The sequence below is a fragment of the Streptomyces sp. NBC_00019 genome, from assembly GCF_045041015.1.
Lineage (GTDB): Bacteria > Actinomycetota > Actinomycetes > Streptomycetales > Streptomycetaceae > Streptomyces.
Genome location: NZ_CP108302.1, coordinates 7503869 through 7520715 on the forward strand (window position 1 = coordinate 7503869; position 16847 = coordinate 7520715).

Genomic DNA, 16847 nt, shown 5'->3' on the forward strand with positions numbered 1-16847 from the left:
AACAGAGAGGTTCGTCAGAGCGCCGACGGCGCGGGTCCCGTGCTCGTGCGGACGGTCAACTCGGGTGCGATGAGGACGACTTCGTCCTTGCCGCGGCCCTCCAGCTTGGCCACCAGGCGTTCCACGGCGTGCCGGCCCATGTCCTGTGCGGGGATGGCGACCGAGGTGAGCCGTACCGAGGCCTGGGTGGCGACCTGGTCGGGGCAGACCGCGACGACCGAGACGTCCTCGGGCACGGCGCGGCCCTGCTGGCGCAGCAGGGCGAGCAGCGGCTCGACGGCCGACTCGTTCTGCACGACGAAGCCCGTGGTGCCCGGACGCTCGTCGAGGATGCGGGCGAAGGTCACGGCCATCGCGTCGTAGCCGCCCTCGCACGGCCGGTGCAGCAGGCGTACGCCCAACTCCTGGGCCCGCGTCCGGAGTCCGTCCAGGGTGCGCTCGGCGAAGCCGGTGTGCCGTTCATAGACCGCGGGGGCCTCGCCGATGACAGCGATGTCGCGGTGGCCGAGCATCGCGAGATGCTCGACGCACAGTGCGCCGGTGGCCCGGAAGTCGAGGTCGACGCAGGTCAGTCCGGAGGTGTCGGCGGGCAGGCCGATGAGCACGGACGGCTGGTCGGTGCCGCGCAGCAACGGCAGCCGCTCGTCGTCGAGTTCGACGTCCATCAGGATCATCGCGTCGGCGAGCCCGCTGCCGGTGACGCGGCGCACGGCGTCGGGGCCCTCCTCGCCGGTGAGCAACAGGACGTCGTAGCCGTGGAGACGGGCCGTGGTGGCCACCGCGATGGCGATCTCCATCATCACCGGCACATACATGTCGGTGCGCAACGGGACCATCAGCGCGATGATGTTGGACCTGCTGCTGGCCAGGGCGCGGGCGCCCGCGTTCGGGTGGTAGCCCAACTCGCGGATGCTCTGCTCCACCCGCTCCCGGGTGGCCCCGGAGATGGACCGCTTGCCGCTGAGGACATAGCTCACCGTGCTCGCCGAGACTCCGGCGTGCTGGGCGACCTCGGCGAGGGTGACCATCCAGCTCTCCAAGCTTTGTGAAGCGCTTCGACAGTGCGCAGTGCGAATAAGGGCGGGTGAGGGTGGTTCGACAGTAGCTCCACCGGGGGTGGGTGTCCATAGGCCGTCGAAGCGCTTCGACATCGAGTTGGTGCGGGCTCCCCTTCGGGCCTCCCGGCGGCTCTTCCGGGGTGTGGGGTTCCTCCTTACCATGGCCGATCGTGGGGGGCCACGGAACGGAATCGGGGGAGCCCGGCCGGTGGATCGGCCCGTACCGGGTCGTCGCGCTGCTCGGCGAGGGCGGGATGGGCGCCGTGTACCTGGGCCGGGACGCGCACGGGCAGGTCGCGGCGGTGAAGGTGCTGCGGCCGGAAACGGCGCGCGACGAGGTGATGGTGCGGCGTTTCCGGCGCGAGGCGGACGCGGCGTCGGCGGTGCGCGGGACCGGGGTGGCGCCGGTTCTGGGGTACGACCTCGACGGCCCCGTGCCGTGGATCGCCGCCGCGTATCTGGCCGGGCCGACGCTGCACGAGGCGGTCGCGGAGCACGGGATGCTCGGCGAGGCCGGGGCGCGGGCGCTGCTGGGGGAGCTGGCGCGGGCGGTGGCGGTCATCCACGAGGCCGGGCTGGTGCACCGGGATCTGAAGCCGTCCAACATCGTCCTGACGCGCGAGGGCGCCCGGATCATCGACTTCGGCATCGCCCGACCCGAGTACGGACTGACGCTGACCCAGCCGGGAGCGGCGCCGGCCACACCGGGCTACGCACCGCCGGAGCAGATCACGGGACGCCGGGCGGGTCCTCCCGCGGACGTCTTCGCGCTGGGGGCGGTGCTGGTCTTCGCCTGCACGGGCCGGGCGCCCTTCGGAACCGGCCATCCGGCCGCGGTCGGATACCGGGTGGTGCACGAGGAGCCGGAACTGGAGGGGGTGCCGGAGGGGCTGGTGGGGGTGGCACGGGCTTGTCTGGCGAAGGAGGCGGGGAGTCGGCCTACGCCGGGGGAGCTGGTGGGGTGGGTCGAGGGCGGGTTCGGGAGCGCGGGTCCTACGTCGGAGCCGGGGGAGTCGGGGACGGGGACGGGCTCGCGGTGGGGTGCTGGTGTTCCAGGCAAGTCCGGCGCCGACCCTCCGTCCACCCGCACCCCCCGCCGCCCCGGACCCGGTGAGCACCCGCTCTCCCGCACCTCCGGCGGCCCCAGGTCCGCCGCTCCCGCCCCCGCATGGCTCACCCCCCGACTCGCCGCCGACATCGACCATCGCCACGCCGAAGCCGACCACCTGCTCCGGACGGCCGCCCCCGTCCCGTCCCCCACCCGGCGGCGCCTGCTCACCGCGGCCGCCGCACTGGCCGTGCCCGGCGTGGGGGCCGGGGTCTGGTGGTTGACCCGGGACCGGTCCGCGCCGCCCGACGAACGTACCGAGAACGGCGTCCCCGTCGCCGAGCCGCTCGCCGCCCCGACCGCCGACACCGTGCCCGCCGCGCTCTGGCGGGCCGAGGGGCTGCACCCGGACGGGCCCGGGCCGGTCGCCGTGGGCCAGGTGGTCGCCGCCGGCACCTCCGGCGGCGTGGCCGCGTGGGTGCAGCACACCGGGCGGCGGGCGTGGAGCTGGAACGGGGCCAAGGCTCCCGACCGGCTCGGCGATCTGCTCGTCGCCGGGCCGGCGATCCTCGTCGTGACCGGCGACGGGCGCCTGACCGGCCTCGACTCCCGTACAGGGAAGCCGCGTTGGCGGACCGGGGACATCGGTGCCGCCCAGCTGCTCGCGGTGGACGCCGTGGCGGCGTACGTCCTGGACCGTGAACGCCGGGTCCGGGCCGTGGGGTTGACGGACCGTCGGGTGCGGTGGACCTCCGCCCGCGCGGTGACCGGCGTCGCCGCCGCACGTGCCGCCGTGACCCGGCAGCGGCTGCTGGTGTGCACCGACGACGGCATCGCCCAGGTCTTCGACACGGCGAACGGCTCGGCGACCTGGCGGTGGACGGTCGGCACTCCCGCGCTGATCGGCGGCGGCCGTATCGGTTCCGTCGCCCCGACCGTGTGGGACGGTGCCTTCTGTGTGGGCGGCCGCCCGCTCGCCCTGCTCGACGCCCGCACCGGCAAGGCCCGCTGGACGCTGGCGCCGGATCCGGCGTACGGCTTCTACGGAGCGCCCACCGTCGCCGACGGGCGGGTGTACACCGCCGCCACCCGCACCGCACTGTGGTGCCTGGACGCCCGCTCCGGTGTGCCGCGTTGGACGGTACCCATGGACTACAGCGGCGTACCGCGCCGGGCCGATGTCGTGGTCGGCCACGCGCTGTACGGGCTGCTGGGCAACCCGACCGATTCCCCGGTCCAGCCGGGCGCCGACAGGGGCGTCTACACGGTCGACATCCGCACCGGCCGTCTCATGTGGACCTTCGCCGACCAGGCAGATCCCCCGGGATGGCGGCTCGCCGGCGCCGCCGGACGGGTCTTCGTCGCCCGCCGCGACACCCTGCGCGCGATGCCCACCCTGTGAAACGGGCCGCGACCCGTGTACGTCGTTACCCCTGCTTGAGGAATGCGCTTGCTGGGGAGCCCGGCGCGCACCGGGGAGCGACGGGGAGCGATGGGGGATCGCATGGAAGAGCTGAGCCTGGACGACGCGCGCCTGCTCGGGCCGTACGTCCTGCTGGCCCGGCTGACACCCGCGGGCGGCGAACCGCGCCTGCTGGCCCGCAGGCCGGGCGAGGAGGGACTGGCCGAGATCACGCTCGTACGGGACGGCGTGGGCAACAGCAGAGGCCGAGGAGGTCTGACCGGTCGCGGCAGGGGCAATGGGCGCGGGAACGGCAACGGCAGGAGCAACGGACGGGGCAACGGCACCGGCCCCCGCGCCGCAACGGCCACCGACGTCGACCACGACACCTCCACCCCGAGCGCCACCCTCACCCGCCGCTCCGCCACCGCTGTCCGCACAGCCACCGGCCCCGGCTTCCCCGAGCTCCTGGAAGACGGCACCGCAGCCCAACCACCGTGGATCGCCTGGCGGTTCACCCCCTCCCTGACCCTCGCCGAGACCGGTGCCCTCATGTACGGCGGCCTCCCCGCCGGCACCGTGCGCTCCCTCGCCGCGTGTCTCGCCGCGCCCCTGGCCCGGCTGCACGCGGCGGGGTACGCGCACGGTGCCCTCTCCCCTGACGCCGTCCTCGTCGCCCCCGACGGCCCCCGCCTGATCCGGCCCCGCCTCACCGGCAGCCCGCAGGACGACATCGCCGCCCTCGGTGACGTCCTCACCCATGCCGCCGCGGGCCGGGCCCCGGACGATGCGCTGCTGCGCCGCTGCTCCCACGAGGACCCCGAAGAGCGGCCCACCGCACAGGAGTTGGCGGACGAACTGGGCGACGAGCCGTTCCAGCCGCCCGCCCGGCTGCTCGCCGCGCTGGCCCGGCAGGCCGACCGCGCGCTGGCCCTGGAGTCCGCCGCCGACGCCCCGCCGCCCGCACCCCTGGCGAGGCCCTCCCGCCGCACCCTGCTCACCGCCGCCGGCGCCGGACTGCTGGTGGGCGGCGGCGCGGTCGCCGGCTGGGTGGCCGGCCGCGGCGGCACCGAGGCGCTGACCGCACCGGCCGCCGCGAGCCGCCGTACGACGGCGAAACCGGCCACCGTGCCGCGCGGCACCCCGCCCGCCGCGCTGTGGCGCTACGAGGCCAAGTACCAGTTCCTCAACAACGCCAACACCGGCCTCTGGCACGACACCCACCCGGACGGCACCCACGTCGTCTACCTCGCCGAGTTCCCGGCACTCACCGCGCTGGACATGGCCGACGGCCGCCCCGTCTGGCAGCGCGGCGGCATCGACTCCAACGAGCCGATGCTGCCCGGGGAGCCCGGCACACTGATCCTCCAGTGCTACGGCGAGCTGGTCACGGTCGCCACCGACGACGGCAAGCAGCGGTGGGGCAAGCGCCCGTACCACGTCGGCGAGCTCGTGCTGAGCGAGCTGCTCGCCTGCGACAAGCGGCGCGGGATCCTCTATTACAAGGCCAACGGCCCCGACAACTTCAAGAAGGGTGCCACCCCGCGCAGTTACCTCGTCTCCTTCGACCTCGTCGGCCGCAAGGAGCGCTGGCGGCTCCAGGTACCGGTGGCCAAGTCCGGCGCGTTCATCTTCCTGCCGGGCAAGGACGAACTGCACGTCCTGTACAAGGAGGACGGCGCCGTCGAACTTGCCGAGGTCGACATCACTTCCGGCACCATGGGCCCGCCCTTCCGCCACACCTGGACGACCGAGGGCGCCACGATCTCGGTGGACACGGTCTCCGGGCAGGTCTACCAGGTCCACCAGGGCCGGGTGACGGCCGCGCCCCTGCGCTCGGACAAGCCGGTGTGGGAGATCAACCTCAACGACGACGACGGGGACGGCACCGGCACCGGTGTGTACGTCGACGTGCCCAACGTCCTGCGCGTCCCGGGCCTGGGCACCGTCGTGTACGTCACCGACGCGAACCGCACGGTGTACGCCGTCGACCCGGCCGACGGCCGCGAGATCTGGCGCCGCGCCCTGCTGCCCGACCCGCCCTACGCCACCCGCAAGGCCCCCGGGCTCAGCCTCACCAAGTCCGCGCGCACCCTGCTGACGTGGGGCGGAGGAGCCGGCGTGGTGGCCCTCGACCCGCGCTCCGGGGCGTACAAGTGGTCCTTCCAGAGCAGCCAGGCGGCCTCCTCGCTCTACACCGCCTTCGTCGTGGACGACACCGCGCTGGTCGTCAACGGCTCCACCGTCATCGCGCTCCCGGCGGGGTGAGACCGATGCGCCCCTTCCCGCTCACCGACGACGACCCCTACACGATCGGCGGCCACCGGCTGCTGGCCCGGCTCGGCTCCGGCGGCATGGGCACCGTCTATCTCGCCCGTACGCCGACGGGCCGCACCGTCGCCCTCAAGGCCGTGCACCCGGCGCTCGCCGCGAACCCCGACTTCACGGCCCGCTTCCAGCGGGAGAGCGACACCGTGCGGGCTCTCGGCGATCTGGAGCACGTGCCGTCTTTCGTCGGCGCGGGCACGGACGGCGGGCGGCCGTGGCTGGCCACCGCGTACGTCCTGGGCCCCTCGCTGGCGCAGGCCGTCACGGCCCACGGGCCGTGGCCCGAGGAGTCCGTACGGGCTCTGGGCGCCCAACTCGTCGGCGGGCTCGCCGCGTTGCACGCGTCCGGGGTGGTCCACCGAGACCTCAAGCCGTCCAACATCCTGCTCACCCCGTCCGGCCCCCGTCTCGTCGACTTCGGCATCGCCCGGACGGCCGACGCCGACCACCGCACCGGCGAGGCGCCCGGCACCCCCGCCTACATGGCCCCCGAGCAACTCGCCGCCGACGGCCGCGACGGCCCGCCCTGCGACGTGTACGCGCTCGCCTCGGTCCTGACGTACACCGCCTGCGGCCGCCCGCCCTTCGGGGACGGCGAACCGGGCGAGGTGCTCTACCGCATCACCCACGAGGAACCCGAACTCACCCTTGTACCGGACGAGTTGCGGCCGCTGCTCGCCGACTGCCTCCGCAGGGACCCGGACGCGCGACCGGCCCTCGCGTCCGTCGCCGAACGGATCGGCGGCGCGGGCTGGTTCGGCGACCGGCTGCCCGCCGCGGTGCTCGCCGACCTCGCCGCCTTCACCGCCCGCACCGGCGAGGCCCCGCCGGCCCGGGTGACCGGCGCCCCGCCGGCCGCGCCCAGGCTGACCCGGCGCGGGCTCCTGACAGGCGTCGCGGCCGTGGCCCTCGCGGGTGCGGGCGGCACCGTATGGGCGGTCTCCCGCACGGACGGCGGGGACGGGACCGCGACCGCACACCGGCCGACGCCCTCCACCTCCCGCTCCCGCGACCCGGGCGAGGCGCCGAGCGCCCGCTGGGAGTACACCGCGGACTTCAAACGGTCCGGCATCGGCGCGAGCGCGGTCCTCGTCGACGGCACGCTGATCATCCCCGCGTACGACGACCGGCAGGTGTTCGGCATCGACGCGCGCACCGGCACACCGCGCTGGATCGGCGAGATCGTCAACGCCGGCTATCTGACGGTCTGCGGCAGCGCGGCCGTGATGAAGACCGGCGGTGTGACAGGACGGCTGGCCGGGATCGAGGCGTCCGACGGGAGGGTCTGGCACTCCGCCCCCCTCGGCGTCAGCTTCGACCTGCTGCTGGAGCCGGTCTTCGCCGCCGACCCGCACACCGTCTACGCCGTCGGACACGCCCCCGGCGCGCACCACGGCGACAAACCGGCGCAGCGGGACCGGTATCTCCTGGCCTACGACGTCACCGGCCGCCGGCTGCGCTGGAGCCGACGCGTGCGGCGCAGCGCCGCCGAGGGGGCCGCCGGGGCGGTCGCCGACGGGGTGCTGGTCTTCCTGGAGAACGACGAGGTGACGGCGTACCGCGCCACCACGGGCGCCCCCCTGTGGAGCCGCACCCTGTCCACCACCGCGCTCGGCGTCCAGTACAACGGTCTGACCCAGCGCACCGTCGCCGCCGCCGACGGCACCGCGGTCGTCGCCGGCCGCGGCGTCCTCTGCCTCGACCTGCGCAGCGGCCGCACCCTGTGGAGCCTCGACCCCGAGGACACCGGCACCGGTTCGAAGGGCCGCGTGCTGCACGGCGGTACGACCATCGACGGCACGACGATCTACCTGACGGCCCTGGGCAAGGACCTGGCCGTCATCCGACGCGACGACCGCCACCAGGGCTGGACCTGGAAGAGCAACCGCACCCTCATCGACAAACCGGCCCCACCCCCACTGCTCGCGGCCGGCTACGTCTTCCCCCAGACGGGCGGTGTCCTCCAGGAGGACGCGGTGGCGGTGGACCTGCACACGCACAGGACAGCCTGGACCCTGAAGACGGTCGACGCCCAGGCGGCCCACGTCACCCTCCTGACCGACGGCCGCTCCCTGTACGTCCTGCGCGGCACCCGCCTGCGGGCTTACCCGCTGACCGGCTAGCGACGGCAACCTTTGACGCCCCGGCGCCCACTGAAGGGACGTAATCGATCACCCCCTTCGTGAGGATCCGCCCCATGCAGCACCGCCGCCCCCGCTTCTCCAAGAAGGCGAAGACTCTCGTCTCCGGCACGGTCGCGCTTGCCGCGGCCGTGGGCGTGACCGTCGCGCAGGCGGACGAGTCGAGCAAGAAGTGCACGGACTTCGACACGATCACGCTCGGCAAGTACTACGTGAACAACAACGTCTGGAACCGGGAGAAGGCCACCGGTACGCAGTGCGTCTGGGACAACTCCCGGTCGGGATCGACCATTTCGTGGGGTACGGACTACAGCCTGGCCAACAGCGGCAGCGGCAAGGACTACGACGTGAAGTCCTACGCGTCCAGCGTCCTCGGCTGGCACTGGGGCTGGAAGGTCGACAAGTCCGCCACCGGTCTGCCGATCCGCGTCGGTGACCGCAAGCCGGTGAAGACCAGCTGGGAGTTCACGGTCAGCCCCGACCCCGGCGTCATGAACGTCGCCTACGACCTGTGGCTGCACAACAAGAACACCGCGGACTGGCAGGACCAGCCCACCGACGAGATCATGATCTGGCTCAACCGGCAGGGCGGCGCCGGACCCCTCGGCAGCAAGTACGGATCCGTCAGCCTCGGCGGCGCCATGTGGGACATCTACCAGGGCGACATCGGCTGGAAGGTCTACTCCTTCGTCCGCCGCACCAACACCACCAAGGCCACGCTCAACCTGGATGACTTCACCCAGTCCCTCGTTCGGCGCAAGCTCCTCAGCAACGACAAGTACGTCTCCGGTATCGAGTCCGGCACCGAGGTTTTCAAGGGCACCGGACGCCTTGACACCAAGGCGTACTCCGTCAACATCGGCTGAACGGCCGCGTCCCAGGGGTGGTGGGCGCGCTCGGTATCGGGTACATACGATCGAGTAGCACCGGTCGGTAACCATGATCCCGATTCGCGGTGAGGTGGCCCTCATGTCCGCACCACAACAGAAGCCCGTCGTCACGGAACGTGAGGCCCGCCAGGTGGCCGAAGCGGCCCGGGAGCAGGACTGGCGCAAGCCCAGCTTCGCCAAGGAACTGTTCCTCGGCCGTTTCCGGCTCGACCTCATCCACCCCCACCCCATGCCGCCCGACGAGGACGCCCAGCGCGGTGAGGAGTTCCTCGCCAAGCTCCGCGACTTCTGCGAGACCAAGGTGGACGGCGCCCTCGTCGAGCGCGAGGCCCGGATCCCCGACGAGGTCATCGCCGGCCTCAAGGAGCTCGGCGCCCTCGGTATGAAGATCGATACCAAGTACGGCGGTCTCGGCCTCACCCAGGTGTACTACAACAAGGCCCTGGCCCTCGCGGGCTCCGCCTGTCCCGCGATCGGCGTACTCCTGTCCGCCCACCAGTCGATCGGCGTCCCCCAGCCGCTGAAGCTGTTCGGCACCCAGGAGCAGAAGGAGACCTTCCTGCCCCGGTGCGCCCGCACCGACATCAGCGCCTTCCTCCTCACCGAGCCGGACGTCGGCTCCGACCCGGCCAGGCTCGCCACGAGCGCGGTGCCGGACGGCGACGAGTACGTCCTCGACGGGGTGAAGCTGTGGACCACCAACGGTGTGGTCGCCGACCTGCTGGTCGTGATGGCCCGGGTCCCCAAGAGCGAGGGCCACAAGGGCGGCATCACCGCCTTCGTCGTCGAGAGCAACTCGCCCGGCATCACCGTCGAGAACCGCAACGCCTTCATGGGCCTGCGCGGCATCGAGAACGGCGTCACCCGCTTCCACCAGGTCAGGGTCCCGGCGGCGAACCGCATCGGCCCGGAGGGCGCCGGCCTCAAGATCGCGCTGACCACACTCAACACCGGCCGCCTCTCCCTCCCCGCCTCCTGTGTCGCCGCCGGCAAGTGGTGCCTGAAGATCGCCCGCGAATGGTCGGCCGCCCGCGAGCAGTGGGGCAAGCCGATCGCCGACCACGAGGCCGTCGGCGCGAAGATCAGCTTCATCGCGGCGACGACCTTCGCCCTGGAGGCCGTACTGGACCTCTCCAGCCAGATGGCCGACGAGAACAGGAACGACATCCGCATCGAGGGCGCCCTGGCCAAGCTCTTCTCCTCCGAGATGGCCTGGCTCATGGCCGACGAACTGGTCCAGATCCGCGGCGGCCGCGGCTTCGAGACGGCGGCCTCCCTGGCGGCCCGCGGCGAACGCGCGGTCCCGGCCGAGCAGGTCCTGCGCGACCTCCGTATCAACCGCATCTTCGAGGGCTCGACGGAGATCATGCACCTCCTGATCGCCCGCGAGGCGGTCGACGCCCACCTCTCCGTCGCCGGCGACCTGATCGACCCGGAGAAGTCCCTGTCGGACAAGGCGAAGGCAGGCGCGCAGGCAGGTGCCTTCTACGCCAAGTGGCTGCCGAAACTGGTGGCAGGCCAGGGCCAACTCCCGTACTCGTACAACGAATTCAAACGCGAGGTCGACCTCTCGGTCCATCTCCGCTACGTCGAACGCACGGCCCGCAAGCTCGCCCGCTCCACCTTCTACGCCATGTCCCGCTGGCAGGGCCGCATGGAGACCAAGCAGGGCTTCCTCGGCCGGATCGTCGACATCGGCGCGGAACTCTTCGCGATGAGCGCGGTCTGCGTACGCGCCGAGCTCCTGCGCACCACCGAGGGCCACGGGCGCGAGGCCTACCAACTCGCCGACGTCTTCTGCCGGCAGTCCCGCATCCGCGTCGAGGAACTCTTCGGCCGCCTGTGGACCAACACCGACGACCTGGACCGCAAGGTCGTCAAGGGCGTCATGTCCGGCACCTACGAGTGGCTGGAGGAGGGCATCGTCGACCCGTCGGGCGAGGGCCCGTGGATCGCCGACGCCACACCGGGCGCCTCGGAGAAGGAGAACGTCCACCGGCCGATCCGCTGACCGGCCCATGACAGCGCGTCCCCCGGGAAACCTCCTTCGAGGGACGCGCTGTCCTCACACACCGTCCTTACGGCAACAATGGGGGGATGAGCGACAGTCCAGCCCCTCGAGGGCACGGGCCGGAAGCCCCGTCTGCCCCGCGACGCCATGCACGCACTCCCGCCGCACCGGGCGCTGACCCAAGTACATCCAGTACGAGGACCGGCGCCCGGCACGCCGAGAGCACGCACCTGACGCCGCAGGGCCCGCCCTCCGGGCGGACGACGGGGCTTCCGGCCCGCGCCCTCGCCGACCCGCACCTCGTCTACGACCCCGTGGCGGGCGACGGCCCCAAGGACGTGGTGATCCTCGGCTCCACCGGGTCGATCGGGACCCAGGCCATCGACCTCGTCCTGCGCAACCCGGACCGCTTCCGCGTCACCGCGCTCTCCGCCAACGGCGGCCGGGTCACCCTCCTCGCCGAGCAGGCGCACCGGCTCGGGGTGCGGACCGTCGCGGTCGCCCGCGAGGACGTCGTACCGCAGCTGCGCGAAGCGCTGACGAGCCTCTACGGCACGGGCGAGCCGCTCCCCGAGATCCTCGCCGGACCGGACGCGGCCACCCAGGTCGCCGCCTCCGACAGCCACACCGTGCTGAACGGCATCACGGGCTCCATCGGCCTCGCCCCGACCCTCGCCGCCCTGGAGGCGGGCCGCACCCTCGCGCTCGCCAACAAGGAGTCGCTCATCGTCGGCGGCCCGCTGGTCAAGGCCCTCGCCAAGCCCGGGCAGATCATCCCGGTCGACTCCGAGCACGCCGCGCTGTTCCAGTCGCTGGCGTCCGGGACGAGGGCCGACGTAAGGAAGCTGGTCGTGACCGCTTCCGGCGGCCCCTTCCGCGGCCGTACGAAAGCCGACCTCGCCCAGGTGACCGTCGAGGACGCCCTCGCCCACCCCACCTGGGCCATGGGCCCGGTGATCACGATCAACTCCGCGACCCTCGTCAACAAGGGGCTGGAGGTCATCGAGGCACACCTCCTCTACGACATTCCCTTCGACCGCATTGAGGTGGTCGTGCATCCCCAGTCGTATGTCCACTCGATGGTTGAGTTCACGGACGGATCGACAATCGCCCAGGCGACGCCCCCCGACATGCGCGGGCCGATCGCCATCGGCCTCGGCTGGCCGGAACGTGTCCCCGACGCGGCCCCCGCGTTCGACTGGAGCAAGGCGTCGACGTGGGAGTTCTTCCCGCTCGACAACGACGCGTTTCCTTCGGTCAACCTTGCGAGGCACGTGGGGGAGCTCGCGGGCACGGCCCCGGCAGTGTTCAATGCCGCCAACGAGGAGTGCGTGGAGGCCTTCCGGGCCGGCGCGCTGCCGTTCAACGGGATCGTGGAGACCGTGACGCGCGTGGTGGACGAACACGGCACGCCGGTTACGGGAACCTCACTCACCGTGTCGGACGTCCTCGAAGCGGAGACCTGGGCACGCACCCGGGCCCGGGAACTGGCAGCACAGACGGCGGAGGCCCGTGCATGACGACCCTGATGTTCATCCTCGGCATAGTGGTCTTCGCCTTCGGCCTGCTGGCGTCGATCGCGTGGCACGAGCTGGGGCACCTGTCCACGGCCAAGCTCTTCGGCATCCGGGTGCCGCAGTACATGGTCGGCTTCGGCCCGACCATCTGGTCGAGGAACAAGGGCGAGACCGAGTACGGCGTCAAGGCCATCCCGTTCGGCGGCTACATCCGCATGATCGGCATGTTCCCGCCGGGCGCCGACGGCAAGCTGGAGGCCCGCTCCACCTCGCCCTGGCGCGGCATGATCGAGGACGCCCGCTCGGCCGCGTACGAGGAACTCCAGCCGGGTGACGGGAACCGGATGTTCTACACCCGCAAGCCCTGGAAACGCGTCATCGTGATGTTCGCGGGCCCGTTCATGAACCTGATCCTCGCGATCGCTCTCTTCCTGACGGTCCTGATGGGCTTCGGCATCCAGCAGCAGACCACCGACGTCGCCTCGGTCTCCCCGTGCGTGATCTCCCAGAGCGAGAACCGCGACACGTGCAAGAAGACCGACGCGGCCTCCCCGGCCGCGGCGGCGGGCATGAAGAAGGGCGACAAGATCGTCTCCTTCGCCGGCGTGAAGACCGACGACTGGAACACCCTCTCCGACCTCATCCGCGACAGCGCCGGCAAGACCGTGGCGATCGTCGTCGACCGGGACGGCAAGGAGGTCCCCCTCCAGGCGAAGATCGCCACCAACCTCGTCGCGAAGAAGGACTCCAACGGCACCTACGTCGAGGGCGAGTACGTCAAGGCGGGCTTCCTCGGCTTCAGCGCCGCCACCGGCGTCGTCAAGCAGGACTTCGGCGACTCGGTCGTCTGGATGACGGACCGGGTGGGCGACGCCGTCGACTCCCTCGCCGCCCTGCCGTCCAAGATCCCGGCCCTGTGGGACGCCGCCTTCGGCGACGGCCAGCGCGAGCCGGACTCCCCGATGGGCGTGGTCGGCGCGGCCCGGGTGGGCGGCGAGATCGCGACGCTGGACATCCCGGCCTCGCAGCAGCTGGCGATGTTCGTGATGCTGCTCGCCGGCTTCAACCTCTCCCTGTTCCTCTTCAACATGCTCCCGCTGCTGCCGCTCGACGGCGGCCATATCGCGGGCGCCCTGTGGGAGTCGCTGAGGCGGAACGTGGCCAAGGTCCTGCGCAGGCCGGACCCGGGCCCGTTCGACGTGGCGAAGCTGATGCCGGTCGCCTATGTGGTGGCGGGGATCTTCATCTGCTTCACCGTCCTCGTCCTCATCGCCGACGTGGTTAACCCGGTGAGAATCTCCTAGCCATACGGCGTTCGCGGCGGCCCGGCACTGTGTGTGCCGGGCCGTCCTCGTTCGTGTGGGTTGACCGGCGGGATGTGCTCGGGCCCGCGCTCGTGCCGTAATCTCGAAGCCTGGAGCCCACTGTTCCGTTGGCGCCGGACCTTGATCCACGACTTGGGGTTGCACAGCAGATGACTGCGATTTCTCTCGGCATGCCGTCCGTTCCGACCAGGGTTGCCGAGCGCCGGAAGAGCCGGCAGATCCAGGTCGGCACCGTGGCGGTGGGCGGAGACGCCCCGGTCTCGGTGCAGTCGATGACCACGACCCGTACGTCGGACATCGGCGCGACCCTCCAGCAGATCGCCGAGCTGACGGCCTCCGGCTGCCAGATCGTCCGCGTGGCCTGCCCCACGCAGGACGACGCCGACGCGCTCGCGACCATCGCCCGCAAGTCCCAGCTCCCGGTCATCGCGGACATCCACTTCCAGCCGAAGTACGTCTTCTCGGCCATCGAGGCCGGCTGCGCCGCGGTCCGCGTGAACCCCGGCAACATCAAGCAGTTCGACGACAAGGTCAAGGAGATCGCCAAGGCGGCGAAGGACCACGGGACCCCGATCCGCATCGGCGTGAACGCGGGCTCCCTGGACCGCCGCCTCCTCCAGAAGTACGGCAAGGCGACCCCCGAGGCCCTGGTCGAGTCGGCCCTGTGGGAGGCGTCCCTCTTCGAGGAGCACGACTTCCGGGACATCAAGATCTCGGTGAAGCACAACGACCCGGTCGTGATGATCGAGGCGTACAAGCAGCTCGCCGCCCAGTGCGACTACCCCCTCCACCTCGGCGTCACCGAGGCGGGCCCGGCGTTCCAGGGCACGATCAAGTCGGCGGTGGCGTTCGGCGCGCTGCTGTCCCAGGGCATCGGCGACACGATCCGGGTGTCGTTGAGCGCTCCTCCCGTCGAGGAGGTCAAGGTCGGCAACCAGATCCTGGAGTCCCTGAACCTCAAGCAGCGCGGCCTGGAGATCGTCTCCTGCCCGTCCTGCGGCCGCGCCCAGGTCGACGTCTACAAGCTGGCCGAAGAGGTCACGGCAGGCCTCACCGGCATGGAGGTCCCGCTGCGCGTCGCCGTCATGGGCTGCGTGGTGAACGGCCCCGGCGAGGCCCGAGAGGCCGACCTCGGCGTCGCCTCCGGCAACGGCAAGGGCCAGATCTTCGTCAAGGGCGAGGTCATCAAGACCGTCCCCGAGTCCAAGATCGTGGAGACCCTCATCGAGGAAGCCATGAAGCTGGCCGAACAGATGGAAGCGGACGGCGTGGCCTCGGGCGAGCCGTCGGTGGCGGTCGCGGGCTGACGGGTTCCCGCCCCCGCTTCGCCGGAGGGCTGAGGGGCCGCAGGCCCCAGCCCTCCAGGGGCGCGGGGAACTGCGCGACCAGCCCCACACGACCCGCAGCCGCCGACACATCGCAGCCCCCGAGCTCGTAGGCGCCCGGCGCCCCCGACGCCCCGCACCCGAAAACAACGGCACCCTCCACTGGGCGGCATGGCTCAGCTTCCGCAGGTACAGTGCGGAGATCAGCAGTCCCCAGTGTGAGGCCCCGCCCGTGTTGACCCAGACGACCTCCCGGGTCCTCGAACCGAGCGACCTGGACGCCGCGCTCGCCGTCCTCGACCGCGATCCGGTCGCGAACGCCTTCGTGACATCCCGCGTACAGGTCGCCGGCCTCGACCCCTGGCGGCTCGGCGGCGAGATGTGGGGCTGGTACGAGGACGGCATGCTGACGTCCCTCTGCTACGCCGGCGCCAATCTGGTCCCCATCTGCGCCACCCCCCGAGCCGTCCGCGCCTTCGCCGACCGCGCTCGCAGGGCGGGCCGCCGCTGCTCCTCGATCGTCGGCCCGGCCGAACCCACCGCCGAACTCTGGCGCCTCCTCGAACCCAGCTGGGGCCCGGCCCGCGACGTCCGCCCGCGCCAGCCCCTCATGGTCACCGACCGCATGCCCACCGACATCGCCCCGGATCCCTACGTCCGCCGCGTCCGCAAGGACGAGATGGAAAAGATCATGCCGGCGTGCGTGGCGATGTTCACCGAGGAGGTCGGCGTCTCCCCGCTGGCCGGCGACGGCGGCCTCCTCTACCAGGCGAGGGTCGCCGAACTCGTCGGCTCCGGCCGCTCGTTCGCCCGTCTCGACGCCGACGGCAAGGTCGTCTTCAAGGCCGAGATCGGCGCGGCCACGACCAAGGCCTGCCAGATCCAGGGCGTGTGGGTGGCCCCCGAGTACCGGGGGAGGGGCCTGGCGGCCCCGGGCATGGCGGCGGTCCTGCGCTACGCGCTGGCGGACGTGGCCCCGGTGGTGAGCCTGTACGTCAATGACTTCAACACGTCGGCGAGAAGGACGTACAGGAGGGTGGGCTTCCAGGAGGTCGGCGCCTTCATGAGCGTCCTGTTCTGACAAGCCTTTTCTGGCAAACGCCCTTAGGGGCAACGGTCGTAGGGGCGCGGGGAACTGCGCGACCAGCCACTACGAACCCGCACTCAGCCAACAACGCGCGCCCCCCTATACGATCCCCACATGCGCTTCCCCGGTCACGGACACCGCCGCCAACCCGACGACATCGTGATCGGCCCCCTCGACCTCTCCACCCACGTCGACGAAGCCCTAGCCGTCCAAGCGGTAGCGTTCGGTCTCGGCGCCGACGAGGTGGCGGTCCGCCGCCAGATCGTCCTCCGCCACATGACCTACTCCGGCGCCCGTGCCCTCGGCGCCACCTCAGCGGAGCGTCTCGTGGGCTTCGTCTACGGCATGCCCAACGACCGCACCCACTGGTGGTCCACGGTCGTGGAGCCCTACCTCCGCGCCCAGGGCCACGACATGTGGCTGGACGACTCCTTCGTGATCACGGAACTCCACGTCCACCCGCGCTACCAGAACCGCGGCGTGGGCCGCTCCCTGATCACCACCATCACGGACGGCACCCACGAACCCCGCTCGATCCTCTCCGCGATCGACACCGACAGCCCGGCCCGCGGCCTCTACCACTCCCTCGGCTACCAGGACCTGGCCCGCCAGGTCCTGTTCCCCAGCGCCCCAAAGCCGTACGCCGTGATGGGCGCCCCCCTGCCGCTGCGCCGCCGTTAACCGATTTCCGCCACAACCGGACCCCCGGCTAACC

At 71.7% G+C, this 16847-nt stretch carries 11 protein-coding genes; 10 read left to right on the top strand and 1 reads right to left on the bottom strand.

The annotated features are described in order from the left end of the window. Positions 1 to 14: 14 nt before the first annotated feature. Positions 15 to 1028 (bottom strand): LacI family DNA-binding transcriptional regulator, encoded by a 1014-nt coding sequence (locus OHU89_RS35490; protein ID WP_266887370.1) that lies wholly within the window; start codon positions 1026 to 1028, stop codon positions 15 to 17. A 200-nt stretch (positions 1029 to 1228) separates the two neighbouring features. Here OHU89_RS35490 and OHU89_RS35495 point away from each other — a divergent pair, with 200 nt between their 5' ends. From OHU89_RS35495 to OHU89_RS35540, 10 genes are all read left to right on the top strand, one after another. Next, the gene (locus tag OHU89_RS35495; protein WP_405649069.1) at positions 1229 to 3508 is read left to right on the top strand and encodes a protein kinase domain-containing protein; all 2280 of its coding nucleotides are present in this window, start codon (positions 1229 to 1231) and stop codon (positions 3506 to 3508) included. A gap of 102 nt (positions 3509 to 3610) precedes the next feature. Next, entirely contained in the window at positions 3611 to 5776 is a 2166-nt protein-coding gene (locus OHU89_RS35500) for a PQQ-binding-like beta-propeller repeat protein (RefSeq protein ID WP_405649070.1), read from the top strand. Positions 5777 to 5781: 5 nt separating this feature from the next. Next, on the top strand, positions 5782 to 7959 hold the full coding sequence (locus tag OHU89_RS35505) for a protein kinase domain-containing protein (RefSeq protein WP_405649071.1): 2178 nt from the start codon (positions 5782 to 5784) through the stop codon (positions 7957 to 7959). Between the two features lie 74 nt (positions 7960 to 8033). After that, positions 8034 to 8843 carry a GH12 family glycosyl hydrolase domain-containing protein gene (locus tag OHU89_RS35510; protein ID WP_405649072.1) on the top strand — a complete coding sequence of 270 codons (810 nt, stop codon included), beginning with the start codon at positions 8034 to 8036 and terminating at the stop codon, positions 8841 to 8843. 103 nt (positions 8844 to 8946) lie between these two features. After that, positions 8947 to 10878, top strand: a complete 1932-nt coding sequence (locus OHU89_RS35515) for an acyl-CoA dehydrogenase family protein (protein ID WP_405649074.1) — start codon at positions 8947 to 8949, stop codon at positions 10876 to 10878. A gap of 314 nt (positions 10879 to 11192) precedes the next feature. Then, positions 11193 to 12398 (top strand): 1-deoxy-D-xylulose-5-phosphate reductoisomerase, encoded by a 1206-nt coding sequence (dxr, locus tag OHU89_RS35520; RefSeq protein WP_405654789.1) that lies wholly within the window; start codon positions 11193 to 11195, stop codon positions 12396 to 12398. A gap of 8 nt (positions 12399 to 12406) precedes the next feature. Continuing rightward, positions 12407 to 13699, top strand: a complete 1293-nt coding sequence (locus OHU89_RS35525; RefSeq protein ID WP_405654791.1) for a M50 family metallopeptidase — start codon at positions 12407 to 12409, stop codon at positions 13697 to 13699. A 170-nt stretch (positions 13700 to 13869) separates the two neighbouring features. After that, entirely contained in the window at positions 13870 to 15027 is a 1158-nt protein-coding gene (gene ispG / locus OHU89_RS35530) for a flavodoxin-dependent (E)-4-hydroxy-3-methylbut-2-enyl-diphosphate synthase (RefSeq protein ID WP_266887357.1), read from the top strand. 250 nt (positions 15028 to 15277) lie between these two features. Beyond that, positions 15278 to 16126, top strand: coding sequence for a GNAT family N-acetyltransferase (locus tag OHU89_RS35535; protein WP_266887355.1), 849 nt, complete (start codon positions 15278 to 15280; stop codon positions 16124 to 16126). A 120-nt stretch (positions 16127 to 16246) separates the two neighbouring features. Further along, complete coding sequence (locus OHU89_RS35540) at positions 16247 to 16813, top strand: GNAT family N-acetyltransferase (protein ID WP_405649075.1); 567 nt, start codon at positions 16247 to 16249, stop codon at positions 16811 to 16813. Positions 16814 to 16847: the final 34 nt, after the last annotated feature.

Excerpts from the sequence above, each read along its gene's own strand:
- OHU89_RS35525 (WP_405654791.1), top strand. The coding sequence starts at position 12,407 with ATGTTCATCCTCGGCATAGTGGTCTTCGCCTTCGGCCTGCTGGCGTCG.
- OHU89_RS35500 (WP_405649070.1), top strand. The coding sequence starts at position 3,611 with ATGGAAGAGCTGAGCCTGGACGACGCGCGCCTGCTCGGGCCGTACGTC.
- ispG (WP_266887357.1), top strand. The coding sequence starts at position 13,870 with ATGACTGCGATTTCTCTCGGCATGCCGTCCGTTCCGACCAGGGTTGCC.
- OHU89_RS35515 (WP_405649074.1), top strand. The coding sequence starts at position 8,947 with ATGTCCGCACCACAACAGAAGCCCGTCGTCACGGAACGTGAGGCCCGC.
- OHU89_RS35510 (WP_405649072.1), top strand. The coding sequence starts at position 8,034 with ATGCAGCACCGCCGCCCCCGCTTCTCCAAGAAGGCGAAGACTCTCGTC.
- OHU89_RS35540 (WP_405649075.1), top strand. The coding sequence starts at position 16,247 with ATGCGCTTCCCCGGTCACGGACACCGCCGCCAACCCGACGACATCGTG.
- OHU89_RS35505 (WP_405649071.1), top strand. The coding sequence starts at position 5,782 with ATGCGCCCCTTCCCGCTCACCGACGACGACCCCTACACGATCGGCGGC.
- OHU89_RS35490 (WP_266887370.1), bottom strand. The coding sequence starts at position 1,028 with ATGGTCACCCTCGCCGAGGTCGCCCAGCACGCCGGAGTCTCGGCGAGC.